21 protein-coding genes and 1 CRISPR repeat array (1 of these 22 running past the window's edge) are annotated in these 21,767 nt (G+C 59.8%); of the genes, 9 read left to right on the top strand and 12 right to left on the bottom strand.

Annotated elements, in window-relative coordinates; all coding sequences use genetic code 11:
* Nucleotides 1-39 precede the first annotated feature (39 nt).
* The gene (locus NW805_RS01750; RefSeq protein ID WP_414421439.1) at nt 40-729 is read left to right on the top strand and encodes a V4R domain-containing protein; all 690 of its coding nucleotides are present in this window, start codon (nt 40-42) and stop codon (nt 727-729) included.
* A 37-nt stretch (nt 730-766) separates the two neighbouring features.
* Here the strand turns inward: NW805_RS01750 and NW805_RS01745 are convergent, their stop codons facing one another.
* Nucleotides 767-1,474 carry a hypothetical protein gene (locus NW805_RS01745; protein ID WP_414407806.1) on the bottom strand — a complete coding sequence of 236 codons (708 nt, stop codon included), beginning with the start codon at nt 1,472-1,474 and terminating at the stop codon, nt 767-769.
* Nucleotides 1,475-1,758: 284 nt separating this feature from the next.
* Here NW805_RS01745 and NW805_RS01740 point away from each other — a divergent pair, with 284 nt between their 5' ends.
* The 7 genes from NW805_RS01740 (at nt 1,759) to NW805_RS01710 (ending at nt 8,135) form a co-directional block, all read left to right on the top strand.
* Nucleotides 1,759-3,003: an HhoA/HhoB/HtrA family serine endopeptidase gene (locus NW805_RS01740; protein WP_414421438.1), complete on the top strand. Its 1,245-nt coding sequence runs from the start codon at nt 1,759-1,761 to the stop codon at nt 3,001-3,003.
* 266 nt (nt 3,004-3,269) lie between these two features.
* Nucleotides 3,270-4,193 (top strand): glycine betaine ABC transporter substrate-binding protein, encoded by a 924-nt coding sequence (locus NW805_RS01735; protein ID WP_414421492.1) that lies wholly within the window; start codon nt 3,270-3,272, stop codon nt 4,191-4,193.
* A gap of 25 nt (nt 4,194-4,218) precedes the next feature.
* Nucleotides 4,219-5,187: an ABC transporter ATP-binding protein gene (locus tag NW805_RS01730; RefSeq protein ID WP_414421437.1), complete on the top strand. Its 969-nt coding sequence runs from the start codon at nt 4,219-4,221 to the stop codon at nt 5,185-5,187.
* Nucleotides 5,184-5,801 (top strand): ABC transporter permease, encoded by a 618-nt coding sequence (locus NW805_RS01725; protein WP_414421436.1) that lies wholly within the window; start codon nt 5,184-5,186, stop codon nt 5,799-5,801. Before NW805_RS01730 ends, NW805_RS01725 begins: the two co-directional genes overlap by 4 nt.
* A gap of 83 nt (nt 5,802-5,884) precedes the next feature.
* Nucleotides 5,885-6,550, top strand: a complete 666-nt coding sequence (locus NW805_RS01720) for a sigma-70 family RNA polymerase sigma factor (protein ID WP_414421435.1) — start codon at nt 5,885-5,887, stop codon at nt 6,548-6,550.
* Between the two features lie 72 nt (nt 6,551-6,622).
* Entirely contained in the window at nt 6,623-7,447 is an 825-nt protein-coding gene (locus NW805_RS01715) for an anti-sigma factor domain-containing protein (protein WP_414421434.1), read from the top strand.
* Between the two features lie 34 nt (nt 7,448-7,481).
* Nucleotides 7,482-8,135, top strand: coding sequence for a VanW family protein (locus NW805_RS01710; RefSeq protein WP_414421491.1), 654 nt, complete (start codon nt 7,482-7,484; stop codon nt 8,133-8,135).
* 395 nt (nt 8,136-8,530) lie between these two features.
* On the opposite strand, the gene NW805_RS01705 is transcribed toward NW805_RS01710, so the two are convergent.
* The 11 genes from NW805_RS01705 to cas10 all read right to left on the bottom strand — a co-directional run bounded on the left by NW805_RS01705 (nt 8,531) and on the right by cas10 (nt 19,147).
* A complete protein-coding gene (locus NW805_RS01705) occupies nt 8,531-9,427 on the bottom strand; it encodes a putative CRISPR-associated protein (RefSeq protein WP_414344031.1) in 897 nt (298 codons plus the stop codon).
* 95 nt (nt 9,428-9,522) lie between these two features.
* A complete protein-coding gene (locus tag NW805_RS01700) occupies nt 9,523-10,236 on the bottom strand; it encodes a hypothetical protein (RefSeq protein ID WP_414421433.1) in 714 nt (237 codons plus the stop codon).
* 10 nt (nt 10,237-10,246) lie between these two features.
* Nucleotides 10,247-11,233 carry an RAMP superfamily CRISPR-associated protein gene (locus NW805_RS01695; protein ID WP_414421432.1) on the bottom strand — a complete coding sequence of 329 codons (987 nt, stop codon included), beginning with the start codon at nt 11,231-11,233 and terminating at the stop codon, nt 10,247-10,249.
* A gap of 95 nt (nt 11,234-11,328) precedes the next feature.
* The gene (locus tag NW805_RS01690; RefSeq protein WP_011432237.1) at nt 11,329-11,781 is read right to left on the bottom strand and encodes a hypothetical protein; all 453 of its coding nucleotides are present in this window, start codon (nt 11,779-11,781) and stop codon (nt 11,329-11,331) included.
* Nucleotides 11,778-12,752, bottom strand: a complete 975-nt coding sequence (locus NW805_RS01685; protein ID WP_414356026.1) for an RAMP superfamily CRISPR-associated protein — start codon at nt 12,750-12,752, stop codon at nt 11,778-11,780. Before NW805_RS01685 ends, NW805_RS01690 begins: the two co-directional genes overlap by 4 nt.
* Before the next feature lie 166 nt (nt 12,753-12,918).
* Entirely contained in the window at nt 12,919-13,770 is an 852-nt protein-coding gene (gene csx7, locus NW805_RS01680; RefSeq protein WP_011432239.1) for a CRISPR-associated RAMP protein Csx7, read from the bottom strand.
* Between the two features lie 19 nt (nt 13,771-13,789).
* Entirely contained in the window at nt 13,790-14,437 is a 648-nt protein-coding gene (locus tag NW805_RS01675) for a hypothetical protein (protein ID WP_414329367.1), read from the bottom strand.
* Between the two features lie 3 nt (nt 14,438-14,440).
* A complete protein-coding gene (locus tag NW805_RS01670; RefSeq protein WP_414344023.1) occupies nt 14,441-14,881 on the bottom strand; it encodes a hypothetical protein in 441 nt (146 codons plus the stop codon).
* The gene (gene csx10 / locus NW805_RS01665) at nt 14,878-16,110 is read right to left on the bottom strand and encodes a CRISPR-associated RAMP protein Csx10 (protein WP_414421431.1); all 1,233 of its coding nucleotides are present in this window, start codon (nt 16,108-16,110) and stop codon (nt 14,878-14,880) included. Before csx10 ends, NW805_RS01670 begins: the two co-directional genes overlap by 4 nt.
* Nucleotides 16,110-16,832, bottom strand: a complete 723-nt coding sequence (locus NW805_RS01660; RefSeq protein WP_011432243.1) for an RAMP superfamily CRISPR-associated protein — start codon at nt 16,830-16,832, stop codon at nt 16,110-16,112. Before NW805_RS01660 ends, csx10 begins: the two co-directional genes overlap by 1 nt.
* Nucleotides 16,832-19,147, bottom strand: a complete 2,316-nt coding sequence (cas10, locus tag NW805_RS01655; RefSeq protein WP_414421430.1) for a type III-B CRISPR-associated protein Cas10/Cmr2 — start codon at nt 19,145-19,147, stop codon at nt 16,832-16,834. The genes NW805_RS01660 and cas10 overlap by 1 nt, the downstream gene beginning before the upstream one ends.
* Nucleotides 19,148-19,562: 415 nt before the next feature.
* On the opposite strand from cas10, the gene cas6 reads away from it, so the two are divergent.
* Entirely contained in the window at nt 19,563-20,744 is a 1,182-nt protein-coding gene (cas6, locus tag NW805_RS01650) for a CRISPR-associated endoribonuclease Cas6 (protein WP_011432245.1), read from the top strand.
* A gap of 355 nt (nt 20,745-21,099) precedes the next feature.
* Nucleotides 21,100-21,767: direct repeats of the CRISPR family, unit length 37 nt; unit sequence GTTTCCGTCCCCTTGCGGGGAAAAGGTAGGGATCAAC (it continues 990 nt past the right edge of the window).

The raw sequence follows: 21,767 nt of genomic DNA, 5'->3' as shown, positions 1-21,767 counted from the left end.
AGCCGCCCTCAAATCCGTCCATCCCCCTGTGAGATAGCCATGACTACCCTGCAAGAGATTCTGCAAGACCAGATCTTGCCTGGGCACTGCTTTAGCCCTGCCTACTACATCCGCCCTGACATCCACACCGGACTGCTCTACAGCCGCGGAGGATACCGCTTGGCGGCCTTTCCCATGCCCCTGCTGGAAGCTCTCTACTCCGGCCTGCGCTATGAAACTGGCCAAGCCACCCGCGTCATTCTCTACAACTGTGGCCGCGATTGGGGAGAGGCGTTTTTCCGCCGTATTGAAGACGAGCTTTCCGGCTACTACCAGCAGCCGCTGCAGGAATTGCCGATGGGGATCTTCCTGGATGCCCTCAGCGACCTCTGGGCCACCCACGGTTGGGGACGCCTGGAGCTGGATTTTTCCGCCGCCGACCACGGCTTGGTTCAGGCCGGGATCCGCCATTCCGGGTTTGCCCTGGCCGCTCGCGCCAGCTTCAACCCGGAGGAACCTTCTGCACGGCGAGAGCCTGCCGGATATTTGGAGGCGGGAATGCTGGCCAGCCTCTTCTCATTGCTTTCGGGGCGGGATCTCATCTGCGTGCAGACCACCTGCGAATCCCTAGGGGCCGACCTCAACCGCTTCCTCATCGGCACGGCTCAGCGGCTGCACCACTGCGAGGAATGGGTGCGCAAGGGCCTCTCCCACGAGGAGATTTTGGATCGGCTCACGGCCAGTCCCTAGAAAGGGATCCCTGGCCAGAGCTGTTTTCAGAAGCTCGCTAGGGCAGGTAGGGCTGAAAATCTTGGGTGACCGTCAGCGTCAAGTTGGCATTGGCGTCGATCACCGCCACTTCCGGTGCCGTCACATTGCCGATGACAGCCCCTGCCGCCGCTCCGCCCAGCACTTTCTCCGTCGAGATCACCCGGTCGCCGAAGAGGCCCCCCAAAATCGCTCCTGCGGCTGCCCCAATCAAGGCATCTTGCACAATCGCTTCCCCGGAAGTGTGGCGGGGATCCTTGCGCAGCGGGATAACCTGGCTCTGAGCGTAGAGGGGGTAGGATTGGCCGTTGAAAATCAAAGCCCGCGAGACAAACTGGGTGCCGCCGCTCACCGGCTGAAATTGGCCTTCCAAAACGGCCCCCGCCGGGACGACCGTGTTGCCGTAGATGTCCCGCAGAGGGGTATCCAAGCTAAGGCTGACGGCGCGGGTTTCCCCAGGGGCAATCAAGAGGGTTTCTGGGGAGCGATGCACCGCCTGGATCAGATCCCCAGAGCGCAATAGCAACGTGGTTTGCAGTTGAAAGGGCTGGCCAGGTTGCAGGGGTTGAGGGCCAGGGGGAAGGGGGCGAGGATTCACAGGACGCCATCCCTCACCGGCAGGCGGTGGTGGCAAGGGCCCCATTTGGGCCAAAACTGGGGCGGCCATCTGCGCTGAGAGCAATCCGCCAAGCAGAGGAGCCAACAGGCGGCTGGCTGGGTTGGTCATGGTCTTACCCCCATTCATCATTCCTACGCTAGCTGCAAACCGGACAAAACCGGGAGCCTTTCGGGCCTTACCTATCTTTTACCTATCTTGATCAAAGCCAACTGAATGGAAATGGGCTACCTCAGGTGAGCAGATTCCGCTGCTCTTCGCTCCAGATAGAAGTACGGAAAAACGCTAGGGTTGCCCACTCTGGGATCCCTGCTGTCCATGTTAGATTAGGCCCTAGGTTTCTCCCCCTGCGTGGGGCCGAAGTCTTGCAGCATCCCAACCCTCTTCTTGTAGCTATGAAGCGCAGAACATCCATGCCGGGCCAGCCCTCTCCCGGGTCAGAAGCTTCCGCCCAACCTGCTCAATCCTCTTTCCAGCCTTTTGCCATCTCCACTTGGAAGTCTCTTCTCTCGTCAGTGCTGCTGGTGCTGCTGGGCATTGGGCTGGGAGCGGCTCTGGTGGGGGGCAAGGGGGTATCTGCCCAGACGACGGCAACTCCGCCCCAACTGAACCTGAATTTCATCGCCGATGTGGCGCAAAAGGTGGGGCCGGCGGTGGTTCGCATCGATGCTGAGCGGACGGTGCGCGCCCCTGCCCCTTTTCCGGAGGAGTTTTTCAGCGATCCCTTTTTCCGGGATTTCTTTGGCCAAGCGATCCCTTCCATCCCTCGGCAGCGGCGACAGCAGGGAACCGGCTCTGGGTTCATCATCAGCCCAGACGGCCAGATCATCACCAATGCCCATGTGGTCGAGGGATCCGACAAGGTAACGGTGACGCTCAAGGATACCCGCAGCTTTGATGGGCAGGTAATCGGTTCGGATCCGGTTACGGACATCGCCGTGGTGAAGATCAACGCCCAGAACCTGCCGACCGTGAAGCTGGGGCGCTCGGAAACCCTGGAGCCGGGCCATTGGGCCATTGCCATCGGCAACCCCCTGGGTTTGGATAACACCGTTACGGCTGGGATCATCAGCGCTTTGGGCCGTTCCAGCGGGGAGATTCGGGTGCCTGACAAGCGGGTATCTTTTATCCAAACGGATGCGGCCATTAACCCCGGCAACTCCGGCGGCCCGCTGCTCAACGCTCAAGGGGAGGTGATAGGGGTGAACACCGCCATCATCCAGGGAGCGCAAGGGTTGGGCTTCGCCATCCCCATTGAGACGGCCCAGCGGGTGGCCAATCAGTTGATCACTCGCGGCAAGGTGGATCACCCCTACCTGGGCATCCGCATGCTCACGCTGACTCCAGAGCTGAAGGAGCGCCTCAACCAGGATCCCAATAGCCGCATTTTGATAACGGTGGATCAGGGTGTACTGATTGGCGAAGTCATCCAGGGATCCCCAGCGGAACGGGCAGGGCTGCGGTCTGGGGATGTCATTCTCTCCATCAATGGTCGTGCCGTAACCACAGCCGATCAGGTGCAACAGGAGGTGGAGCGCACTGAGGTGGGCAGCACCCTGGAGCTGGAGATCGAGCGAGCCGGGCGGAGACAGAAGATCCGCGCGGTAACAGGCTCTTTCCCGGCCCCCAGCGGAGGCTGATCGCGCCAGCGGGACGGAGTCCTTGACCCCAGCGACACAGCAGGGTTGTTCTCATCGCGCCAGCGGGACGGAGTCCTTACACTTGGGCTATTTCAAACCAACTTGCAGTGACCGTACTGGCGATCTCTACGGTTGGTTCTTGCAGTTACGGCTCAGGGAAAATAATGGTTTAATGGTGACTTAACAGTCGAAACTTCCTGGCCCAGGCCGGAACGCTCTCGGCAGGGCCTCTTGTCATTAGCCTGGGATCCCTTCTCCCCTTGCCTATGCTGAAAACCACTCGTCGCTTGGCTTTGCTGGCCCTGTCGGGGCTGGCGGTTCTTGTTCTCACTCCCCATCGCGCCAGCGGGACGGAGTCCTTAGGGGGCCTCGCCAAGCCCATTACCGTCGGCTCCAAGGACTTTACCGAGCAGTTTATTTTGGGGGAAATGTACGCCTTAGCCCTGGAGGCGGCAGGGTTCACGGTGGAGCGCAAGCTCAACCTGGGCGGAACACCGGTAGCCCATGCGGGCTTGTTGAGCGGCGAGATCGATCTCTACCCCGAGTACACCGGCACCGGCCTGCTGACGGTGCTTAAACTGCCCACCAGCGGCGACCCGGCAGAGGTGTACGCGACGGTGGCCCGCGAGTACGAGAGCCGGTTCCGATTGATTTGGCTGGATCCCGCCCCCATGAACAACACTCAGGCCCTGGCCATGACCCGAACTAGAGCGGCTGAGCTGGGCATCGCCACCATCTCGGACATGGTGGCCAAAGCGGGCGAGCTGGTGATGATCGGGCCGCCGGAGTTTCAAGCCCGCGAGGATGGCCTACCTGGGATCCAAGCCGTCTACGGTAATTTCCGGCTCAAGGCCTACAAAGCAGTGGATCCCGGCCTCCGCTACCAGGGCTTGGTCAATGGGGAAGCGGATGTGGCAGTGGCCTTCGGCACCGATGGAGAAATTGCCGCCTTTGACCTGGTGCTGCTGGAGGATGACAAGCAGCTTTTCCCCCCCTACCAGGTGGCGCCGGTGGTGCGCAAGGACACCCTAGAGGCCAACCCCGGCATTGCCGCTGCTTTGAATGCCCTCTCCCCTCTGCTGACGGATGAGGTGATGCAGCGGTTGAACTACGAGGTGAGCGGCAACCGCAAGGAGCCGGCGGAGGTGGCCAGAGCCTTCTTGGTGGAAGCCGGCATCCTGAAGAAATAATCTTGCCCTTGCACGAGGCCCTGAGGTGAGCACCGTTGAGTTCGAGCGGGTGTCGCTGCGCTTTCCCCACAGTTCCCAGCCGGCTGTGGACGAGTGCAGTTTTTCCGTGGAGTCGGGCCAGTTGGTGGTCATTTTGGGGCCTTCTGGCTGCGGCAAAACCACCCTTCTGAAAATGGTGAATCGCTTGCTGGATCCCACCCAGGGGCAGATTCGCTTGGACGGGCGGGATATCCGCCAGTTTCCCATCACGGCTCTGAGGCAGCGGATCGGCTATGTTATCCAGCAATCGGGGCTGTTTCCCCACATGACGGTGGCCCAGAATGTGGCGGTAGTGCCGCGACTTTTGGGGTGGCCGAAGGAGCGCATCCGCGAGCGGGTGGACGAGCTGCTCAGCTTGGTTAATTTGCCCCCCCACGAGTACCGCCACCGCTACCCTGCCCAACTGTCGGGTGGACAACAGCAGCGGGTGGGGCTGGCGCGGGCGCTGGCCGGGGATCCAGGGCTGCTGCTGATGGACGAGCCCTTTGGGGCCATCGACGCCATTACCCGCAGCAAGCTGCAAGAGGAGATCCTGCGCCTGCAACGGCAATTGAAAAAAACCATCCTGTTCGTCTCCCACGATGTGGAGGAGGCGCTGCGCCTGGCGGATCGCATTTTGGTGATGCAGAAGGGGCGGGTGGTGCAGTTCGACACTCCCTTTCGGCTGCTCACCCAACCGGCTACTCCCTTTGTTAAGGAACTGCTGGGGGCAGATGACATGGTGCGGCAACTGAGTGTGCTGCGGGTGGAAACGGCGATGGCCGGGATCCCGCACAACCACAAAATCCAAGAGGGAGCGATGGTGAGGCCCCAGGCCACTTTGCGGCAAGCCTTGTCCCTGCTGTTGCGCACAGGGGCGGCAGCCCTGACGGTGTGGGAAGACGGGCGGGCCATCGGCGTTTTGACCTTGGATCACATTCGCAGCTTGGCCATGCTGGAGGGGGGATCCGCGTGAGCTATCTCCTCAACCACCCCGGCCTGATGTGGCAGCTCACCCAAGAGCATTTGGCGATGGTGGGGATGACCTTGGGCATGGCGGTGGTGCTGGCGGTGCCGCTGGCTCTGCTGGTTCACCACGTGCGCTGGTTGGCCCTGCTGGTCATGGGGATCCTCAGCATCCTGTACACAGTGCCCAGCCTGGCTTTGATCATTTTGTTGGTGCCCTGGCTTGGCCTCAATGCCCGCTCGGTGGTGGTGGCGATGGTGATCTACACGCAGGTGATCTTGGTGCGCCATTTTTGCGTGGGCCTGCGCTCGGTCGAGCCTGCCATCCTGGAAGCGGCCAAGGGCATGGGGATGAACCTCTGGCAACGGTGGTGGCAGGTGCAGGTGCCGCTCATGCTGCCGATTGTCTTGGCAGGGCTGCGGCTGGCGGCGATTGTGGCCATTGCCATTGCCACCGTGGGCGCCAAGTTTGGGGCAGGGGGACTGGGAACCCTGCTGTTCGATGGCATTGCCCAGGCCGGTCGCTACGACAAGATCTGGGCCGGATCCCTGGCGGTGGGATCCCTGGCCTTGCTGGTGAACACAGCCTTGCTCAGCCTGGAATGGGCGGCCCGTCGTGGCTGAGGGGGTAGACTTAAGGACTCCGTCCCGCTGGCGCGATCGGGCAGGTTTATCCTCTAGTTGTGTGGGGCGAAACTGGGTGTAGCATGGGTGAGCAACCAGGGACTCCGTCCCGCTGGCGTGAGCGGGTGAGAGATTGGTCATCCCGCGCCGATTGGGAGCTGATGGAAGCGCTCAAGGCGGGGCAACCTGCTGCTCTGGCTGCGCTCTACGATCGCTATGCCGGCTTGGTCTATGGGCTGGCCTTCAAGATCCTGGGCCACGTGGCCGAGGCAGAAGACCTGACTCAGGAGGTGTTTGTCGAGCTGTGGCGCAAGGTTGGCTGTGATCCAAGGACTCCGTCCGAGTCGCGCGAGCGGCGGGGATCCCTGAGCAGTTTTTTGTGCATCCTGACCCGCTCGCGGGCCATTGACCGTCTGCGTTCTCAGGGCAGCCACCAACTTCTTTTGAAACGCTGGCAGACCATTCTCAGCGCCGTTCGCGTTAGCGGGACGGAGTCCTTTAGCAAGACTCGGTTCCCTTTTGAGCAGGTTTCCATCGAGGAGCGGCGGCAAGCGGTGCAAGCGGCCCTCAGCCAATTGCCCGAAAACCAACGGCAGATCCTGGAGTTGCTCTATTACCAAGGGTTGAGCCAGGCGGACATTGCTCGCCAATTGGGGATCCCGTTGGGGACGGTTAAGACCCGCTCTCGCCAAGCTCTCTGCAAATTGCGGGGATCCCTGCGCGCCCTTCTGGGTTTCTGCTCGCGTTAGCGGGACCGCGTCCTTTCGCGTTAGCGGGACGGAGTCCTAGGTTTGGAGTTGAGTTCTGGTGTCGGGATGGCCATGTCTGATCGCGTTAGCGGGACGGAGTCCTTTCGCGTCGGCGGGACGGAGTCCTTATCCACCTCGCCCCCTTTAACAGAGGAACGGGAAGAACTGGCCGGCTATCTGCTGGGGGACTTGTCTCCCGAGCAGGCGAGTGCTCTAGAGGCACGCCTAACCCAAGACCCTCGGCTGGTGGCCGAACTGCAAGCCTTGCAAGAAACCTTGGAATTGTTGCCCTACGGATTGCCAGGAGTACTCCCGCCTGCCAGCTTGCGCGATAAGGTGATGGCAGAGGTGGGGGCTATCGGCTTACGCGAGCAGGAGATGGCAGTCCCCCTTCACTCTCCACTGCCTGCTTTTGGGGTGGGGTGGCGCTGGCTGGGAGGCTTGGTGGCGGCAATTTTGGTTCTGCTCAGCTTAGACAACTGGCGACTGCGGCAAGCACTGCAACTAGCCCAGTTAGAGCCGGTGCGAGCATTGTCTCATCTCCTGCAACAGCCGGGATCCCGTCTGGTGCATTTGCAGGGGGAGGTGGGGACGGCCAATGTGCTGTTTCGCCCAGGAGACTGGCAGGAGGTTATCTTGGCCGCACGGGATCTGCCCCAACCGGTGGCGGGGGAGCGCTACTCCCTCTGGCTCAAGCTGGATAATGGCGAGTTCCTCCACTGTGGTGACTTTCAGGTGGATGCTCAAGGCTCTGCTCTGGTGGCCCTACGCCCATCCCGCACGTTGCCGGCAGGTACCCGCGCCCAAGAGCTGGTGATTGCGACCGGTTCCCGCCAACTGCCCGCTCGCGCTACTCGGACGGAGTCCTTGAAACCCCTTCTGACGGGCAAGGTGTGAGGTGAGAGGAAGGGTTGACCTGCGGAGGTTGGCTGTGCTGGTGGGGGCGCTACTGGCCCTTCTGGCCTTGTGGTGGACGGATCCCACGCCAACAACCCTAAGCCAATACGTTACTTCTTTGCAGGAGCGCACTCCTTCTCAACTCCACAACATTCGCCGAGCCGTCCAAAGCCTGGATGGAGTTTACATCATGCCTGCGACACGCTCACGGGAACAGGCAGAAGTGATTTTTTCCTTCAACCAAGTGGTGGGGCCGCGCAGCCTGGAACGAGGCTATGTGCCCGCGCCGGTGTTTATGGTGGCCGAAACCCTGGATTCGGTTGGGGGAGGAATCTGTCAGGTGTCCTCTAGCCTTTACAATGCCGCTCTGTTGGCAGGGCTGGAGGTGGTGGAGAGGCACCCCCATTACCGGCAGGTAGAGTCGGTGCCCCCTGGCTTAGATGCCACCGTTTGGTACGGCTTGGCCGACCTCAAGCTGCGCAACCCTTTCCCCTGGCCGGTGCGCCTACGAGTTCAGATCCGCGGCCCAAACCTGATTGTGTCCGTGCTGGGACGGGGATCCCGCCACGCCCTGAGGATCCCACCCATCCGTGTAGAGGGGCACCGGCTGGATCCCCAGCATTTGCAGGTGAGCGTGTATCGGGGTAACGAGCGCCTCTCCCAAGATCGCTATGTCGTTGCTCCCTAGCCTCTCATCGCGCCAGCGGGACGGAGGCCTTTCGCGCCAGCGGGACGGAGTCCTTTTTTCGCTCCATTGGCCCCCTACTTCAGCGTCTCAGGAGCAGCTCCCCAGCAACCTCCACACAGGGATCCATGTTAATTTCTACACCAACATGGTTAGCGACAGGGTCGGCGACAAGCCTCAAACCCTGATTCTTCCGTTGACCCGGTCGATCCCGCTCTGGGCAAGGGTTTCAGGCCCCTCGGCGGAGAAAAATAAGGGGAAATTGCAGCCGTTCGCGCCAGCGGGACGGAGTCCTTAAACGAGACCCTGTCGATCTAGGCCCCTGGATCCCGCTCTGGGTAAGGGTTATAATGGGGCGGAGTCGCTTCCCTTCGGGGAAGTGGAATTAATGGAAACACTCAAAGCAGACGGCCCAAGCGTTGCCGCAATTCGGTGGCAGCCAGCTCTAGGTGCTCGGGGGTGTAGCCGGTGGTTTCTACTCTGACAGCGAGGTGGGTGTCCTGGCTCTCGTGGAGGTGGATCCACAGAATGTGGCGGCCATCTTCGGTCTTGCGGTTTGAGGCTTTGACGCTGTTTTTGGGGGCAGCGTAGGCGTGTGGATCGTATCGAACCAGATCCACCCAGGGAATGTCTCGCAGGAGTCTTTCCACTTTGGCCCAACTGCGGGGTCGGTGATGGCTGGCATCGCTTCGGATTTGGATGATCTGGGAGCGATCTCGGCCTGAATCGGGGAGATCTGCCCGTGGGATCCGGGGCTGAACTTGCGGCTGTAGGTAGGGCAAGTAGACCAGGGATTTGTATTGCTCATGGATGTAGCAAACCGGGACCCCCAATTGGCTGCCCACCACGGCCATGATCATGGCTTGGGCTTTAAACCCGCCGGTAGCGGCAAAGGTGACGATCCCCCTGGCGCTCTCTGCCAACTGTTTCAACAGCTCGGCCATCCGCTCCAGTGAGGATCCCTCTAGCTCGTAGTTGATGCCGGGAAGGGGAACCAAAGAGACCTGCTGCTGACCCAGCTCTTGCTCAAAAAAGAGCTTCAAAATCTGGGCACACTCCAATCCGTCGGGGGTTTCTGAGTGCAGCAAAATCAAGGCATCATTCGAGGTGGGATCCAGTCGCAAGTAGGTGTTGGTTTCGGCACTGATCAATTCCAGGTCTACTTTTTTCATCCAAGCCAGAGCACGCTGGGGATCCCCGATGTTTTTTTGTCCTACCCAGGGACGCTGCGGTTGGAGATCTTTGTCAGGGTTGGTGAGCAGGGAGGTGCCCACCGTCATGATGATGGTCTGCATGGATGGCTGGTTAACTCAAACTTTTCAAGAACCTCGTCCCGCTCCGCGAAAGGACTCCGTCCTGCTTCGCGAAAGGGCTCCGTCCCGCTTCGCGGTCAAATCAGCTTGGCCTTGCGGATTCTGCCATCTTCCTTTAGATCCAGAACTTCCACCTGCACCTCTTGCCCCACCGAGAGGGATCCCGCCTGTTTGGGCTTCTTCTGGGTGAGCTTGGTGTCTGTGTCCAGAATCTGGAAGGTGACTTCGTTGCCCTTGATGTTGGTGATGGTGGCCTTCAGCTTTTGCCCGGTCTGGAAGCGGGCTTTGCGGGCCTGATGCTGGGCCTGGTCTTGTTGGTGTTGATGGTTTTGTTGTTGTCTGTCGTCCTGGGATTTGTTTCCCGCCCCTTGGGGAACGGAGTCCTTGCAACCGGAGTTGTCGTTGGGTTGGGATCCCTGAGGTGGTGAAATCTCGCCAATGGGGATCCCTCCATCCTTGTAGTAGCGGGCCAGCCGGGCTGCCCAGCCCAGGATCTGCAGCATCTCCGCCGGCCTGTCTTGCAGAGGTTGCAAGTACCTTTTGCAGGTTTCGTCAATGAGCTGATGGTACCTTCTGGTTTGTTGGGTACGGCATAGGCCATTTTCCCGCACCAGCTCGCCGGTGAATCGGAAAAAGCGGGATCCCGCGTCAGGGTGATGGGCAACCGAGCGTAGATAGGCGACGCATTTGCTCAACTCGTTGACATCCACCCTTTCCTTGGCCAAGGTCAGGGCGATGCCGTGGGCGAGATCCCAAGATTGGGGGCTGAGATCGACAGTGTCTGACAGCATGGGGGAACCCTCAGTACACTCCGGTGGGCGGCTCGCGCAGAGCAGTGGGACTCAGGATGGCGGCCAATCGCTTGAGTTGTTCGGGCAAGATGTAGCCCTGGGCAGCTCCAATTTGCTCTTGCACAAAGGCTTGGAGGCGTTTTCCTTCCAGGGTATCGGCTTCTGGGGGATCGTAGCGGCTGTAGCGATCTTTTAGGTTGCCGGGCCGCTCGATCTTGTCGAGGGTGACCTGCAGGGATCCCAGGCCCACGGGCTTACCGCCCCCCACCTTCAGCAGCATGGGATGGTTGGGATCCTGCCCCAAGACCGTGAGCAAGGTGCCCAGCTCAGCAGGGGTGAGGTTTTTGAAATGGATTTGGGTTTTGAAAACCGTGTTTTGCATCGCTTGCTGGGTGGGTGTTCCCCTTGAACTGCCCTGCAAAGCTTTTTTGTGGGTGTAGTAGAACTTGCGTCCAATGACTTTGCCGTTTTCCTTTTTAAAGTAAGCTTTGCACTGATCCGGGCGAGGACGGTACAGCGGGGGCAGGGATCCGCCACCCGATCCGGTGCCGGTGGCAATGGCATCCCTGAACTCCACCAATCCCTGCCAGTTGAGAGCACCAAAAACGCGGCTGGCCGGACAAAGCTGCTCTTTGTTGCGGCAGGGGTGCCGCTCTGGGGGGATCCGATTTCGGTACTGGCTCATCATCACCGCCAGGGTGCTGTTGGTGATCGCCTCATACATGGCCCGGATGGCCCCCTTGAGGGAGCTGCCCTGGATTTTAAGCCTTCCGTTGGGAGTGGTGGTCATGGTTTTGAGCACCGGGATCCCTTTCACCCCGACATCGCTGCCCAAGGCCAAGTGGCCGGTGGAGATGTGGACGGCAGTCTGCACCGTTAGGGTGAGGAAGAGGGTGCCGTGCAACCTATCGGGATGGAACTGGGCGTGGCCGGCGGGCCGCTCCAGCGTGGGGCGCTGGGTGGGAAACGGGATCAGCTCGTAGGGTTTGGGAAACACGGTTGGTTTGCCTCCACCTGGACTGCTGTTGCCGGCAGACGATCTTGCAGATGCGGCCTGGTTGGGCAATGGGCGAGGGCCTTGGGGGGTCATGGTCACCTCGGAATCAGGGCAATAAAGTGAACGCGGGCAGTTCGCTCATCTCGGAAGTAGCGCTGGCCCACCTTGAGATCTTGGGGATGGCTGAGGGGCTTGGGAAAGCGGGTTTCTCGATTTTGGGATCCGTACAGGTCGGCTGCGTGATCCTCCCACCGCCACTCTCCCGGCAGAGGGATAAAGGAGTCCGGGGGAGCTTGGATCCCCAGATACAGCAGATCCCAGCCGTGGGGGGTGCTTTTCCAGCGCAGTTCCCCTTGTTGGGAGAAAACTTGCCCCTCTGGACAGACGGGATCCGCCGGGATCCCCACCTGAATGCCGCTGACTCGATGGGGCCAGCGCAGAAAGGAGTAGGTTTTTTCAGAAGTGGAAAAACAAGCCGAGAGCACTTGGGAAAGCGAGGACTCTGCCCCATCTTGAATCTTGAGGGAGGCGACGTAGGCTGGTTTCATACGGCTTTGGCCTCCGCTTGCAGGAGTTTGGCCCAACTGTTTACGGCGGTGGCGAGCAGATGTTCCACCTTGGCCTCAGACGTCTGATCCCAGGTCAGCCGCGCCCCAAATCCCAAAGGCATTGGCTCCGCTCCCACCGGCACCGCTTGGCAATCGGGTTTGGGGAAGCCGTATTTGCCTGCCTCTTCGGGGGTTAAAAATTCGCCCGCCCCCAACAGGGATCCCTGTGGCCAGGTCAGGGGGGATCCCAGCAGTCGAATCTGCTTGTTTGCCTCATCCACCAGGCAGCCCGGATAGTCCACCACCGCCCACTCGTACTCAACCCGAACGGTGCCCATGCCGCGGGATTTGGCAAAGCCGATGCCAAACCAGCCTTCATCCAGATCCCGCAACGCCAGTCCCAGCAGACCCAGTTGGGCCAGGGTAAAGTTTTTCAGGTGGATCTTGGTTTGAAAGGATCCCTCTACGCACACTTGATAGCTGAACGGCCCCACCGCCACTGAGCCGAAGACGCGGTCGATGGCCACCCCATTACGTTCCTCCAGGCGCAGAGGGGTTCCCGGCTTGGGATAGGCATCTTCGATGCGGACCCGGCTGGCGATGGCTGTGTTGCCGAACATCTGATCCGTAAAGGAAGAAAGGGCGTAAACCTGGTGGGGCTCTTCAATTTTTTCCAGCCATTGATTGGCCTTTTGGTCGAGGGGATCGCTGGCCCAGAGTTTGAAGCCTCCCCCCTCAGGACGTCTGTCGCTGCCCACCGTTCGGACGATGCGCTCCGCATGGGCGCGAATTGCCCCTTTGAGGGAGCTGCCGGGAAAATAGACCGTTCGCCCGCCGCCGTGATAGGTTTCGACGAACTCCATATCCGGCTTCGTCGGGTCAGCCCCTTCTTTGCCCGCCTTGATGAGAACAGGGCCATCGGGCTTGAGGGTGAGGCAGAGGGTGCAATGGTTAACGTAGCGTTTGTGCATAGCCTGGGATCCTTCACACCAGAACAGGAGCTTTTGGTTGAGGGGCTTGGGGCGGCAAGCAGTCTGTCCAGTTTGTCAACCGATAGGGGTGGAAAACGCTGACCGTATCGCCAACCGTTGTAGAGTCCATGAAGACCATCGGGATCCCTCCTGACATGAAATAGGGCTAGCGGCGGGGGCCGACCGATTGCCGTTGAGAGGCCGTTGTTAATTTGGCAACCAGGGCTTCCACCCAGTCTTGGCGCAAAGCGGCAGCCTGCTCCGGGCTGAGCGGCTGTCGGGATCCGGCCACCAGCTCTTGAAGGTAGGCCAGCAGCCGTCTTGGATCCCCTTCCGAGTCGAACCAATAGATTGCCGAGATCTGCAGGCGGACAACCCCCAAGCCACGGGAGCGCCCCCCTCCCAGGGGGATCTGTTCCGTTTCCAATTGGTGTAAGCCAATGGCCAAGAGGCCCAGTTCCCATTCCTCGGCATTTTCGACGACGGCATGAAACCGGAAGGGGGTGCTGGCAGGCACCACTTGCAAGTCGTACAGCTTGCCATCTGCCGCCGTTTCCGTATCCCGATCGATGGCCACGCCATCCCGCTCTTGGTACTGGCCAAACCAGGCTTCCGGCACCACGGGCAAATCTCGGATCTGCACCTTGCCGGCCAACCAAGGGGATCCAAACACCTGCGAGACCCAGTCGGTGGCCTCAATGAGCTTTTGAGTCAGAGCCGCATCGTCCCCTTTGTAGTCATTTTTAATTTGGTTGATGATCTGAAATTGCTCGCTGCTGGTCAATTCGCCGGGATCCCTGGCCAGCTCTGGGTTGATGCCCCGCAAGAAACTTTCCAGGCGAGAGCGCATCGCCCCCTTCAAACTGGAGCCGGGAATGAGCGGACGGCCCAGCGCATCCTTGAGAACCGGCAAATCCGAGCCGATGGGTTCGGTGGAGCGGCCCACCCCGATGTGCAGAGCGGTCACGGTGGTGAGGGTGCCGGTGATTTCCAAGCGGTTTTTGAAAACGTCGAACATTGTTCCCTCAAATGGCTGCTCAAGTTAAGGCTTGTACTGCAGAGGTTTGCCATTCCCGAAGCGAGACGGAGCCCTTAATAAAACTCAAGAGGATCCCTAGGATCTGAGCAATTTCTGAGATAAAGTACTCCCTGTCATCGATAAAGAGTTGGTCACCCTCGAGTTTTGCAAATCGCCAGTTGGTTCCTGAGGTTACTGCTCCATAGACACTGTCTACTTGAGAATTGGAGTTCTTGTTAAAGACCTGTGCCCCCACCATACCGGCAACGCACTGGCCCAGACCCCCGATCAAGTCTTCTTTTTTGGCCTCAACGATAATCACCACCGGATCTTGAATGTAGAGTTGGAGAGGGGATAGGCAAATGATGTAGTCGCATAGGCCCACCAACCCCCTCTCGGGATCCACGTTGAATTCCTTGCCGGAAAACAGCGAGATTTGATCCCGACATAGGTACTTCACCTCTCCCAGCACAGGGGCGATGATAAACTCGGAGCGGGCTTTTTCGCTGTTGACCGAGGTGGCCAAGCCGAGATAGCGATCTAGGGTTATTTTCAAGTAATCGGAGCACTCAGTCGGTGGAACCTCTGCAAACAGGCCATGGATGATTCTTGACCTGAGCTGAAAGGTCGAAATGGCTCTCTCAAGGGTAAAACTGCTGTAGGTCACGGTCTAGGATCCTCCTCCCTCTCGCTTGTACTTGAGGTAGCGGGCCCCATAGCCCAGGTAGCGCCGAATCAAGTCAATTTTGATCTCGTTGACTTTGGGGGATGCTCTTTCAATTCCGGCTTCCCTGGCGATGGCTATAGCCCTTTGATGAATCCAGTTGTCGATGTCTTTGATGATGGCTTCTGCCAAAGAGTCTTTGCCCCGCCCCCACTTGTCATCGCGCCCCACCTGGTAGCGCAAAAAGTTCTTGATCACCTCTGAGCTTTCGGTGGAAGCTGCCACGTGCAATAGGTTGCGATATTGGGCCTCTTCCAATCTGTTGAGACCTCTGAAGTTATCCAAGGCGGCTTGAATTCTGGCGACCAGATCATCTTCGGCCAGCCGGATTTGCCGTTGGATCTTGAGCTCTTGTTCCGATGTGATCTCGCTGGTGGCGAAGGTCATAGCGGGTTCTCCCAGAAATGATGATGGAACGGACTGCAAACTTCGATTTGGCCGAATCCTTCAGCAGTGCGTTCGCCAATCCCCCAGTATTCCATCTCCGCCAAAATCGGGATCCAACGCTCCAGTTGCGTGGTGCTCAGCAGAAAGACGCTGCCCTGCGTGGTTACCAATTCTACATCTTTGAACATACCCCAGGCAGCGTTCCAGCCGGAGACATAGGCGTAGCTGCTGAAGGCCAGCTCCAAAGCCAGGGATCCATCTTCGCAGTTGGCCTCTTCCTGGAGCATCTGGGGGGTGAGCACGGTGGTGCGTTGCCAGCGCTCTTTGAGAATGGCCCCCGACTGCAGCCCAATGGAGAAATACTGCCGCTCCGGCGGAAGGGGCTGCCAGGGATCCCCGAACACCTGCCATTGTTGCCAGCGCTGCCGCAGCTTTTGGTTGAAGGCTTCCACCCGCTGGGCCAGGGAAGGCCGGGGAGCAGCCAGACGCCGAGCCGTGACGTTGACCCGGCCCAATCCCCGCGACACCCCTCCTCCCAAGCGCAGCAGGTGGGCGTGGGCGTTGAGGTAGCGGGTGAGGGTCTCGGCCAGCTCGGGATCCCGCAGGTAGATGTAGCCGCTGAAAAGGGAGCGCTCCAGATGCCCATTGGGGCGGGCTTTGCCCTCGTTCATCACCTCTAGGCTGTAGAGGATTTGGTCGGCAGCAGTGGCGCGGCGACGGTTGATCCCCACCCGCGTGAGCAGGCGTTTGGACACAGCAGCTCGTTCGTAGCGGGGCCCCAGGTCAGACTCCTGCTGGCTGTAGAACCCCCCGAAGGGCTCCACTCTTCCCCCGGAACCGTCCGGCTCTGTGGGATCGAACGGGATCCCCAGCCGCTGTGAGCAGAAGCGATCCAGGAGCGTGTCGAACACCCCCGTTTTGCCCGCCTCTGAGCGGAAGCCGGGATTGTTTTTCGAGCTGAAGGCCGTGGCCGGCAAGACCTTGCTGCCGGATCCCGGATAGGCGTGGGTAAACACAGCAGGCCGAGCTGCCGTAAACAGGGCGGCCAAATCTCCTTCCAGCGCCTCGGCAGGGCGATGTTGGGTTTGGCTGAGCATGAGGTCGGCCAGAGCACCGCGAATCACGCTGCCGGGAATGTAATCCTGGGCCTCGCTGATGGAGCCGCCCGGCTTTTGCCGACCGATGGCCAAGGGAGACTGAGCCGTTAGGGTGAGTTGAATGGCTTCCATCAGCTCCCTCCCTGGGCCAAGAAAGCCCAATCGGCTGCGGTGGGCTGGAGAGCCTGCAGGGATCCAGGATCCCAGTGCAGCCAGCCCAAACCTGCGGATTTGCTGCCCCCCAGCGCGATCAGGTGGTGCAGGGCCGCCAACAGGAGAGTTTTGCCCCAGGAAGGGCAATCGGGCAAAAGCTGCAGGGATCCGGAAAAAGTCAGCTCAGCCGCGGGAGAGGTCTCAATGAGGTAGAGCCGCTGATCCTCGGCGGTGCGGCGGCGGCGGTTGAGGGTGACCCCAGGGCGAAGGGTTGGTTCCAGAGCTGCTGGCGGCACCTCGCAGACGAGATCCTCCACCCACAGGCGGGCAGGCAGGGCCGGATTGCCGAATATCTGGCAGACCAGACAATGGGATCCGGCGTAGCCCTCCACCTGGTATTCGGGGCGGTGGAAATTTCCTGCGCTGCCCTCCCGCTGCGGACACATGCGCTCTGGGTCGGGAGAGCGGCAAATGGCCCAGCCCAGGCCACGGGCCAGTTTCTCGCACTCGTGGCGCAGCCGCCCCTTCAGTTGGGAGCCGGGAATGATCAGCCTGCCAAAAGCATCTTTGAGCAGGGGCTTATCCGCCAGGGAGCCGCTGGAGCCGCCGGCTCCCACCGCCAGGGCAGAGGCGAGGGTGGCCCTCAAAGGGATAGAGGTGATCGTTCGCCCCGCTTGGGGCAGCTCTGCCAGTCTCACCATCACTCCACCTCCGCCAGAACGGGCCGACCCTCGGCCTGGGGCTGTTTTTGCACAAAGGCGTACAAATCCACCAGATCCCGCCAGATGGTTTCATAGGTTGGCGTTGACGAGGATACCTGTGGCTCAACATACATCCAGGGGGGAAGGTGGCCGTCGTTGGTTTTGGCCTTGCACCAGGTGCGCTCAAAAGCCTCCATCAGCGGCTGCCCCTTTTTGCCCAGGCGGCTGCGGAAATAGAGATAGTTGAGGGTGGCGGTGCGTTTGCCTTTTTCCAAGAAGCTGCGAATCTGATAAAGCTGGGAGCGAGGAAAATTGGCCTCCTGCAGGGCTTGTACCGTTCTCAGCAACCCGTGGATTTCCGGGACGGTATAGGGGCCGGCGTAGAGCTTGAGGGTGTGGCTGTTCTGGCGGATCTCCAGAGCTTCCCGACGAAAATCCTGGATGCTGGAGGCAACCAGGGCGACCGACTTCAACGAGAGAAAGTCGATGGTGGCCACAGAGCAGTCCTTGTCTTTGGGCTTCAGCTTTTTCGCGTGGCTCTTGGCGGATTTCAACAGTTGTTCGGTGAGCTTTTCGGCGTAGTAAATGGGGGTGTCTTCCGAGGCGATCAGCACCCCCACCGAGGCGGAGAGCCGACAGAGCTTCCGATCTGCCGCCGGGTAGCGGTGAGGCACCTTGCCGGAAGATTGAGCTGCATAGGTTGCCGAGGTGTCCAGCAGGAGCTGCTCAAACTGCTCACAGAAGGTGGCGGCAATTTCCAGGGCTTTGTGGGCAGGCACCACCACCAACACATCGTCTCCGCCGATGGTCAGGATCTCGAAGGGGTGGATCCACTCGCCGTTGCGGTCTCTGCCGGTTTCCGGATCTGGGGATAGGCCGTGCAGCCGATGGGCCTGCAGGTGCTGGGCGAGGGCGTGGTAAACGGCTTTTTCCGTTGCCTCGGAAACATCCCGGCTAAATTGTCGGTAGGCTTCTGGGGTTTGGATCTGCTGCACATAGCCCCCCATGTCGTTGCCATCGGCGTAAAGGTAAGCCACAAAGCCCTGGCTGCCCAGGCTGGCGTTGGCCACTTCCCGTAGAGATTGGGCCTCGCCGATCCCCTGGACAGATCCCTGATGGGGCTGCAAATAGCGCTCCCGGTAGGGCTCGCCGGCGGGAGAGTTGAGAAAGCGGGCAAATCGCGTTACCCAGCTTTCCACAAAGCCGGGATCCCAGGTGGGGAACTTGCGGAACCACCCTTGCTTGCCTGTTTCAATGCGCTTGGCCTGGCGACCCACCAGGGCTTTGCGAGCGGTGGCTTCCGAGAGCCAGGGCTGATCGACCAGGTCGGCTTTGGCGATGGCAGGGCGACGGTCGGTGCTGTCGCGGCGCAGGTAGGGATGGGTTTCAAAAAAGGCGGGATGGGCGCGGCTGGGGCGACCGGGATCCGGATTGCCGTTGCGGCGGTGGTTGAAGCGGGCGGCCAGGTAACCCACCAACTCGTTGAAACTTTTGCGGTCTTGAAATCTGGCTTCGCTGCCATCCCCAAAATAGGCTCTCACCAGGGGATGGGTTTTGTGTTGCGCCAGCCAATCCAGCCAGGGGGTGCGTTCGATGGGATCCCGCAACAGGCCGTAGCGCAGTTCTAGCAGCCGAAAGGCGGATCCCACGGCGCAGGCGTTAGCGGTGAGGGTTTCTTCGGTGTAGCGCCGCTCGATGGCCTCACAGAGATCGTCCACATGGGCCGCCGGGCAAAAGGCCAGGAGATTGCCCCCGGTGGAGTAGATGATGAGCTCCGGGATCAGGGCTTGCGCCAAAGCCGGGTAGTGCTGCTGCAGCCAAGGCCGGATCTGCTCGGCCACATAGGCCCTCAGCTCTGCTTGAGACTCTTTCCCCAAACCTTCCCATCCCAGGTAGGTTTGCTCGGGATCCCCGAAAAAGGCGGGCAGATCCACCAGGTTAATGCGATCCAACAAAGCGGAGGCCCCGCGGATTTCCGACAGCTTGGCCGACTCGAAGACATAGCTCTTGATCTTGGTGGCCCCCCCGTAAACCAAGCCGATGCGGGTTGTCTGCTGCCACAGCTCCGGGTAGCGGGATTGCAGCTCCGCCGGGGTTTTGGGAAAGGTCTTCGCCGCCATGCTCTCCTGAAATTGGCGCACCTGAGCCAAAATGGGCCGTAGCTCTTCTGGGATCCCGGCCTCGTTGTCGGCGCGAACGGCGGCCCGCATCTGCTGCAAGGTCTCCAGGGCAAACTGGGGATCCCGCTGTTCTCCCCACGCCAGGCACCAGGCCAAGGCAACAGGAACGGGAGAGGGAGCAGAAGTAGGGGTCATGAGCAGCACCTGCGAAATGCGAAAAAGGAAGACAAGTCTTGGACAGGGCTTCCATCGGCTGCGACGGACAGATCCCTAAAGGCTGGGGGCAATTGGCCTCGATTTTTAATCCTTCGCGGAAGACCAAAGCCCTTCAAAAAAGGGTTTGCCGGTTGGGTGGGTAACCAATCGAATCAAGCCGAGAGATGCCATTGAGGTTACCGATTGTTTCAGCCATATCCGATAAACGCTCTCGCCTCATGGTTTTCAGTCCTCTAGCTTGCTAGCAGTATAGATCGAGTGCGATGGGTTGCAGACGATTTCAAGGCTTTCTTCAGATTGTGAGATTTTTTCTGCCTGTACAACGGGCAATTCGAGAGTAAACCCAATAAGAAGGGATCCCTTCTAAAATTTTCTCAATGGAAAGTTGGGTTTTGTGTTGATTGTTGCTGTGGACTGGGAATGGGCTGTGCCTATGCTGAGTTTCTCAGAGCCATCTGCTGATAGAGAAGCGAACGGCAAGTGGCCGACGGGATCCGAGTTGGTGGGGATCACCTTGGAAGTTCAGGCTCCTCGGTCTTACCTGCTGGATCCCCACTATGCCAAAGGGCTGCACGCCTGGTTCTTGAGCCAGGTGCAAGAGACAGACCCGCAGCTATCGGCCTATTTGCACGATGGAGAATCGGAGAAACCTTTTACCCTCTCCCGGCTGATGGGGCCGTTCCGCGAGCAGGGGGGGCGACCGCTGATCCCGCCTCATCTCCCCTTCCGCTGGTGGATCACCGGCCTCAACCCGCCGGTGGTGGAGTGGCTGCGAGGGTGGTGCCAACGGCTGCCCACCTGGCTGGAATTGCGGGGATCCCCGCTGCAGATCCTGGGATGGCAGATCTCGATCCCCCCGCGCACCTATCGTCAACTGTTGGAGCAGCCTCTTTCCCCCCGCTCCTGGAGCCTTTCCTTCGTCTCGCCCACCAGCTTTCGCCACCGGGGCCACCATCTGCCGCTGCCGATCCCTCGCAACCTGTTCCACAGCTATCTGCGCCGTTGGAACGATTTTTCCGGTCTGCCCATCGAGGCGGAGCCTTTTCTGGATTGGGTGGATGGGGAAGTGATCATCCAGCGGCACCGTCTGGAATCGGTGAAAACCACCGCAGGTCGCCAGGGATCCGTGACGGGATTCATCGGCTGTGTGCAGTTGGCTGTCTCCTCCCGTGCGCCTGAGCTGTTGCAGCAGCAGCTCCAAGCCCTGATCCACCTTGCCCCCTACTGCGGCACCGGCCACAAAACCCCCTTTGGGCTAGGGCAAACCCGCCTGGGTTGGTTGGCCGAAGAGCTACCCGCCTCCCCTGTCCCTTCCCGGGAAGAGCAGGTGGCCCAGCGGATCGAGGAGCTGAGCGCCCTCTTTCTCAGCCAGCGGCAACGACAAGGGGGATCCCGCGCCGAAAAAACTGCCCAACTGTGGGCGACGATCCTGGCCCGCCGCGAAGGTGGAGAGAGCTTACAACAGATCGCCGCTGATTTGGAGATGCCCTACGAGACGGTGAAGACCTATGCCAAGCTGGCCCGCCGCTCTCTCCAGTCTGGATCCCAGGACTACTCGTCGAGCAGTCTTCCCTAGATGACTTGAGGTACTTTGTTGAGCCTGATACATTCACGCTGAACTCTCCTGAACATGGTTCAGGAAAGAAGCGATCGCATCCTGCCTATCTCTGAGCAGGAAGGCGGTATCCCGCAAAGCCCTGAGGAATACCCCCCGAGCGCTTTCCCCCTTCACTTCCCGGCAACCGTTGCGGTGGACTCAAGGATCAGAGGGAAACTTGGTCTACTATATCCCTCTCAATGACTTTTGCCAAACCGCCTAAAGCTCAGTAAATTCAGCAAAGTTCAGGGTTTTGGGGGTTAGAGGCATGCTCTTGCAGGGAGAAGGTAGAGATCAACCTCACTTCTCTTTGCTCATTACTCGCTTCTCTCTAGTTTCCGTCCCCTTGCGGGGAAAAGGTAGGGATCAACGGCAGTATGAGGCTGAGAAGGTAGTGCCTAATTTAGGTGCGTTTCCGTCCCCTTGCGGGGAAAAGGTAGGGATCAACGCCGAATCGGCCAGGCTGATCCGACGCTACGCCCACGTTTCCGTCCCCTTGCGGGGAAAAGGTAGGGATCAACCAGAAAATAATAGAAGGTCAGCGTAAAACTTTAAAACTCAATGGTTTCCGTCCCCTTGCGGGGAAAAGGTAGGGATCAACCAGCTCGGGCTTTTCTCTTTTCTCTAATCAACACTGAACCGGACTGGTTTCCGTCCCCTTGCGGGGAAAAGGTAGGGATCAACCACATGGACCTTTTATTCCGCGTCGAAGTCTTGAGCCAGGTTTCCGTCCCCTTGCGGGGAAAAGGTAGGGATCAACGCAGGTCAAAGGCATCGCTGCGCAGCCAGAGATCCTTGGCGAAGGTTTCCGTCCCCTTGCGGGGAAAAGGTAGGGATCAACCTGATGGAGAATTTCTTCTGGATTGGTGTATCTTACGAACGTTTCCGTCCCCTTGCGGGGAAAAGGTAGGGATCAACAACCCCCAACCCCCTCAAGACACCCAGGTATTTCACCTGGGTTTCCGTCCCCTTGCGGGGAAAAGGTAGGGATCAACATTGTGG

Source organism: Synechococcus sp. W60.1 (genome assembly GCF_047461575.1).
Taxonomy (GTDB): domain Bacteria; phylum Cyanobacteriota; class Cyanobacteriia; order Thermostichales; family Thermostichaceae; genus Thermostichus.
The sequence above is the reverse complement of the archived record's forward strand: the minus strand, read 5'-3'. Positions and strand labels throughout refer to the sequence as shown.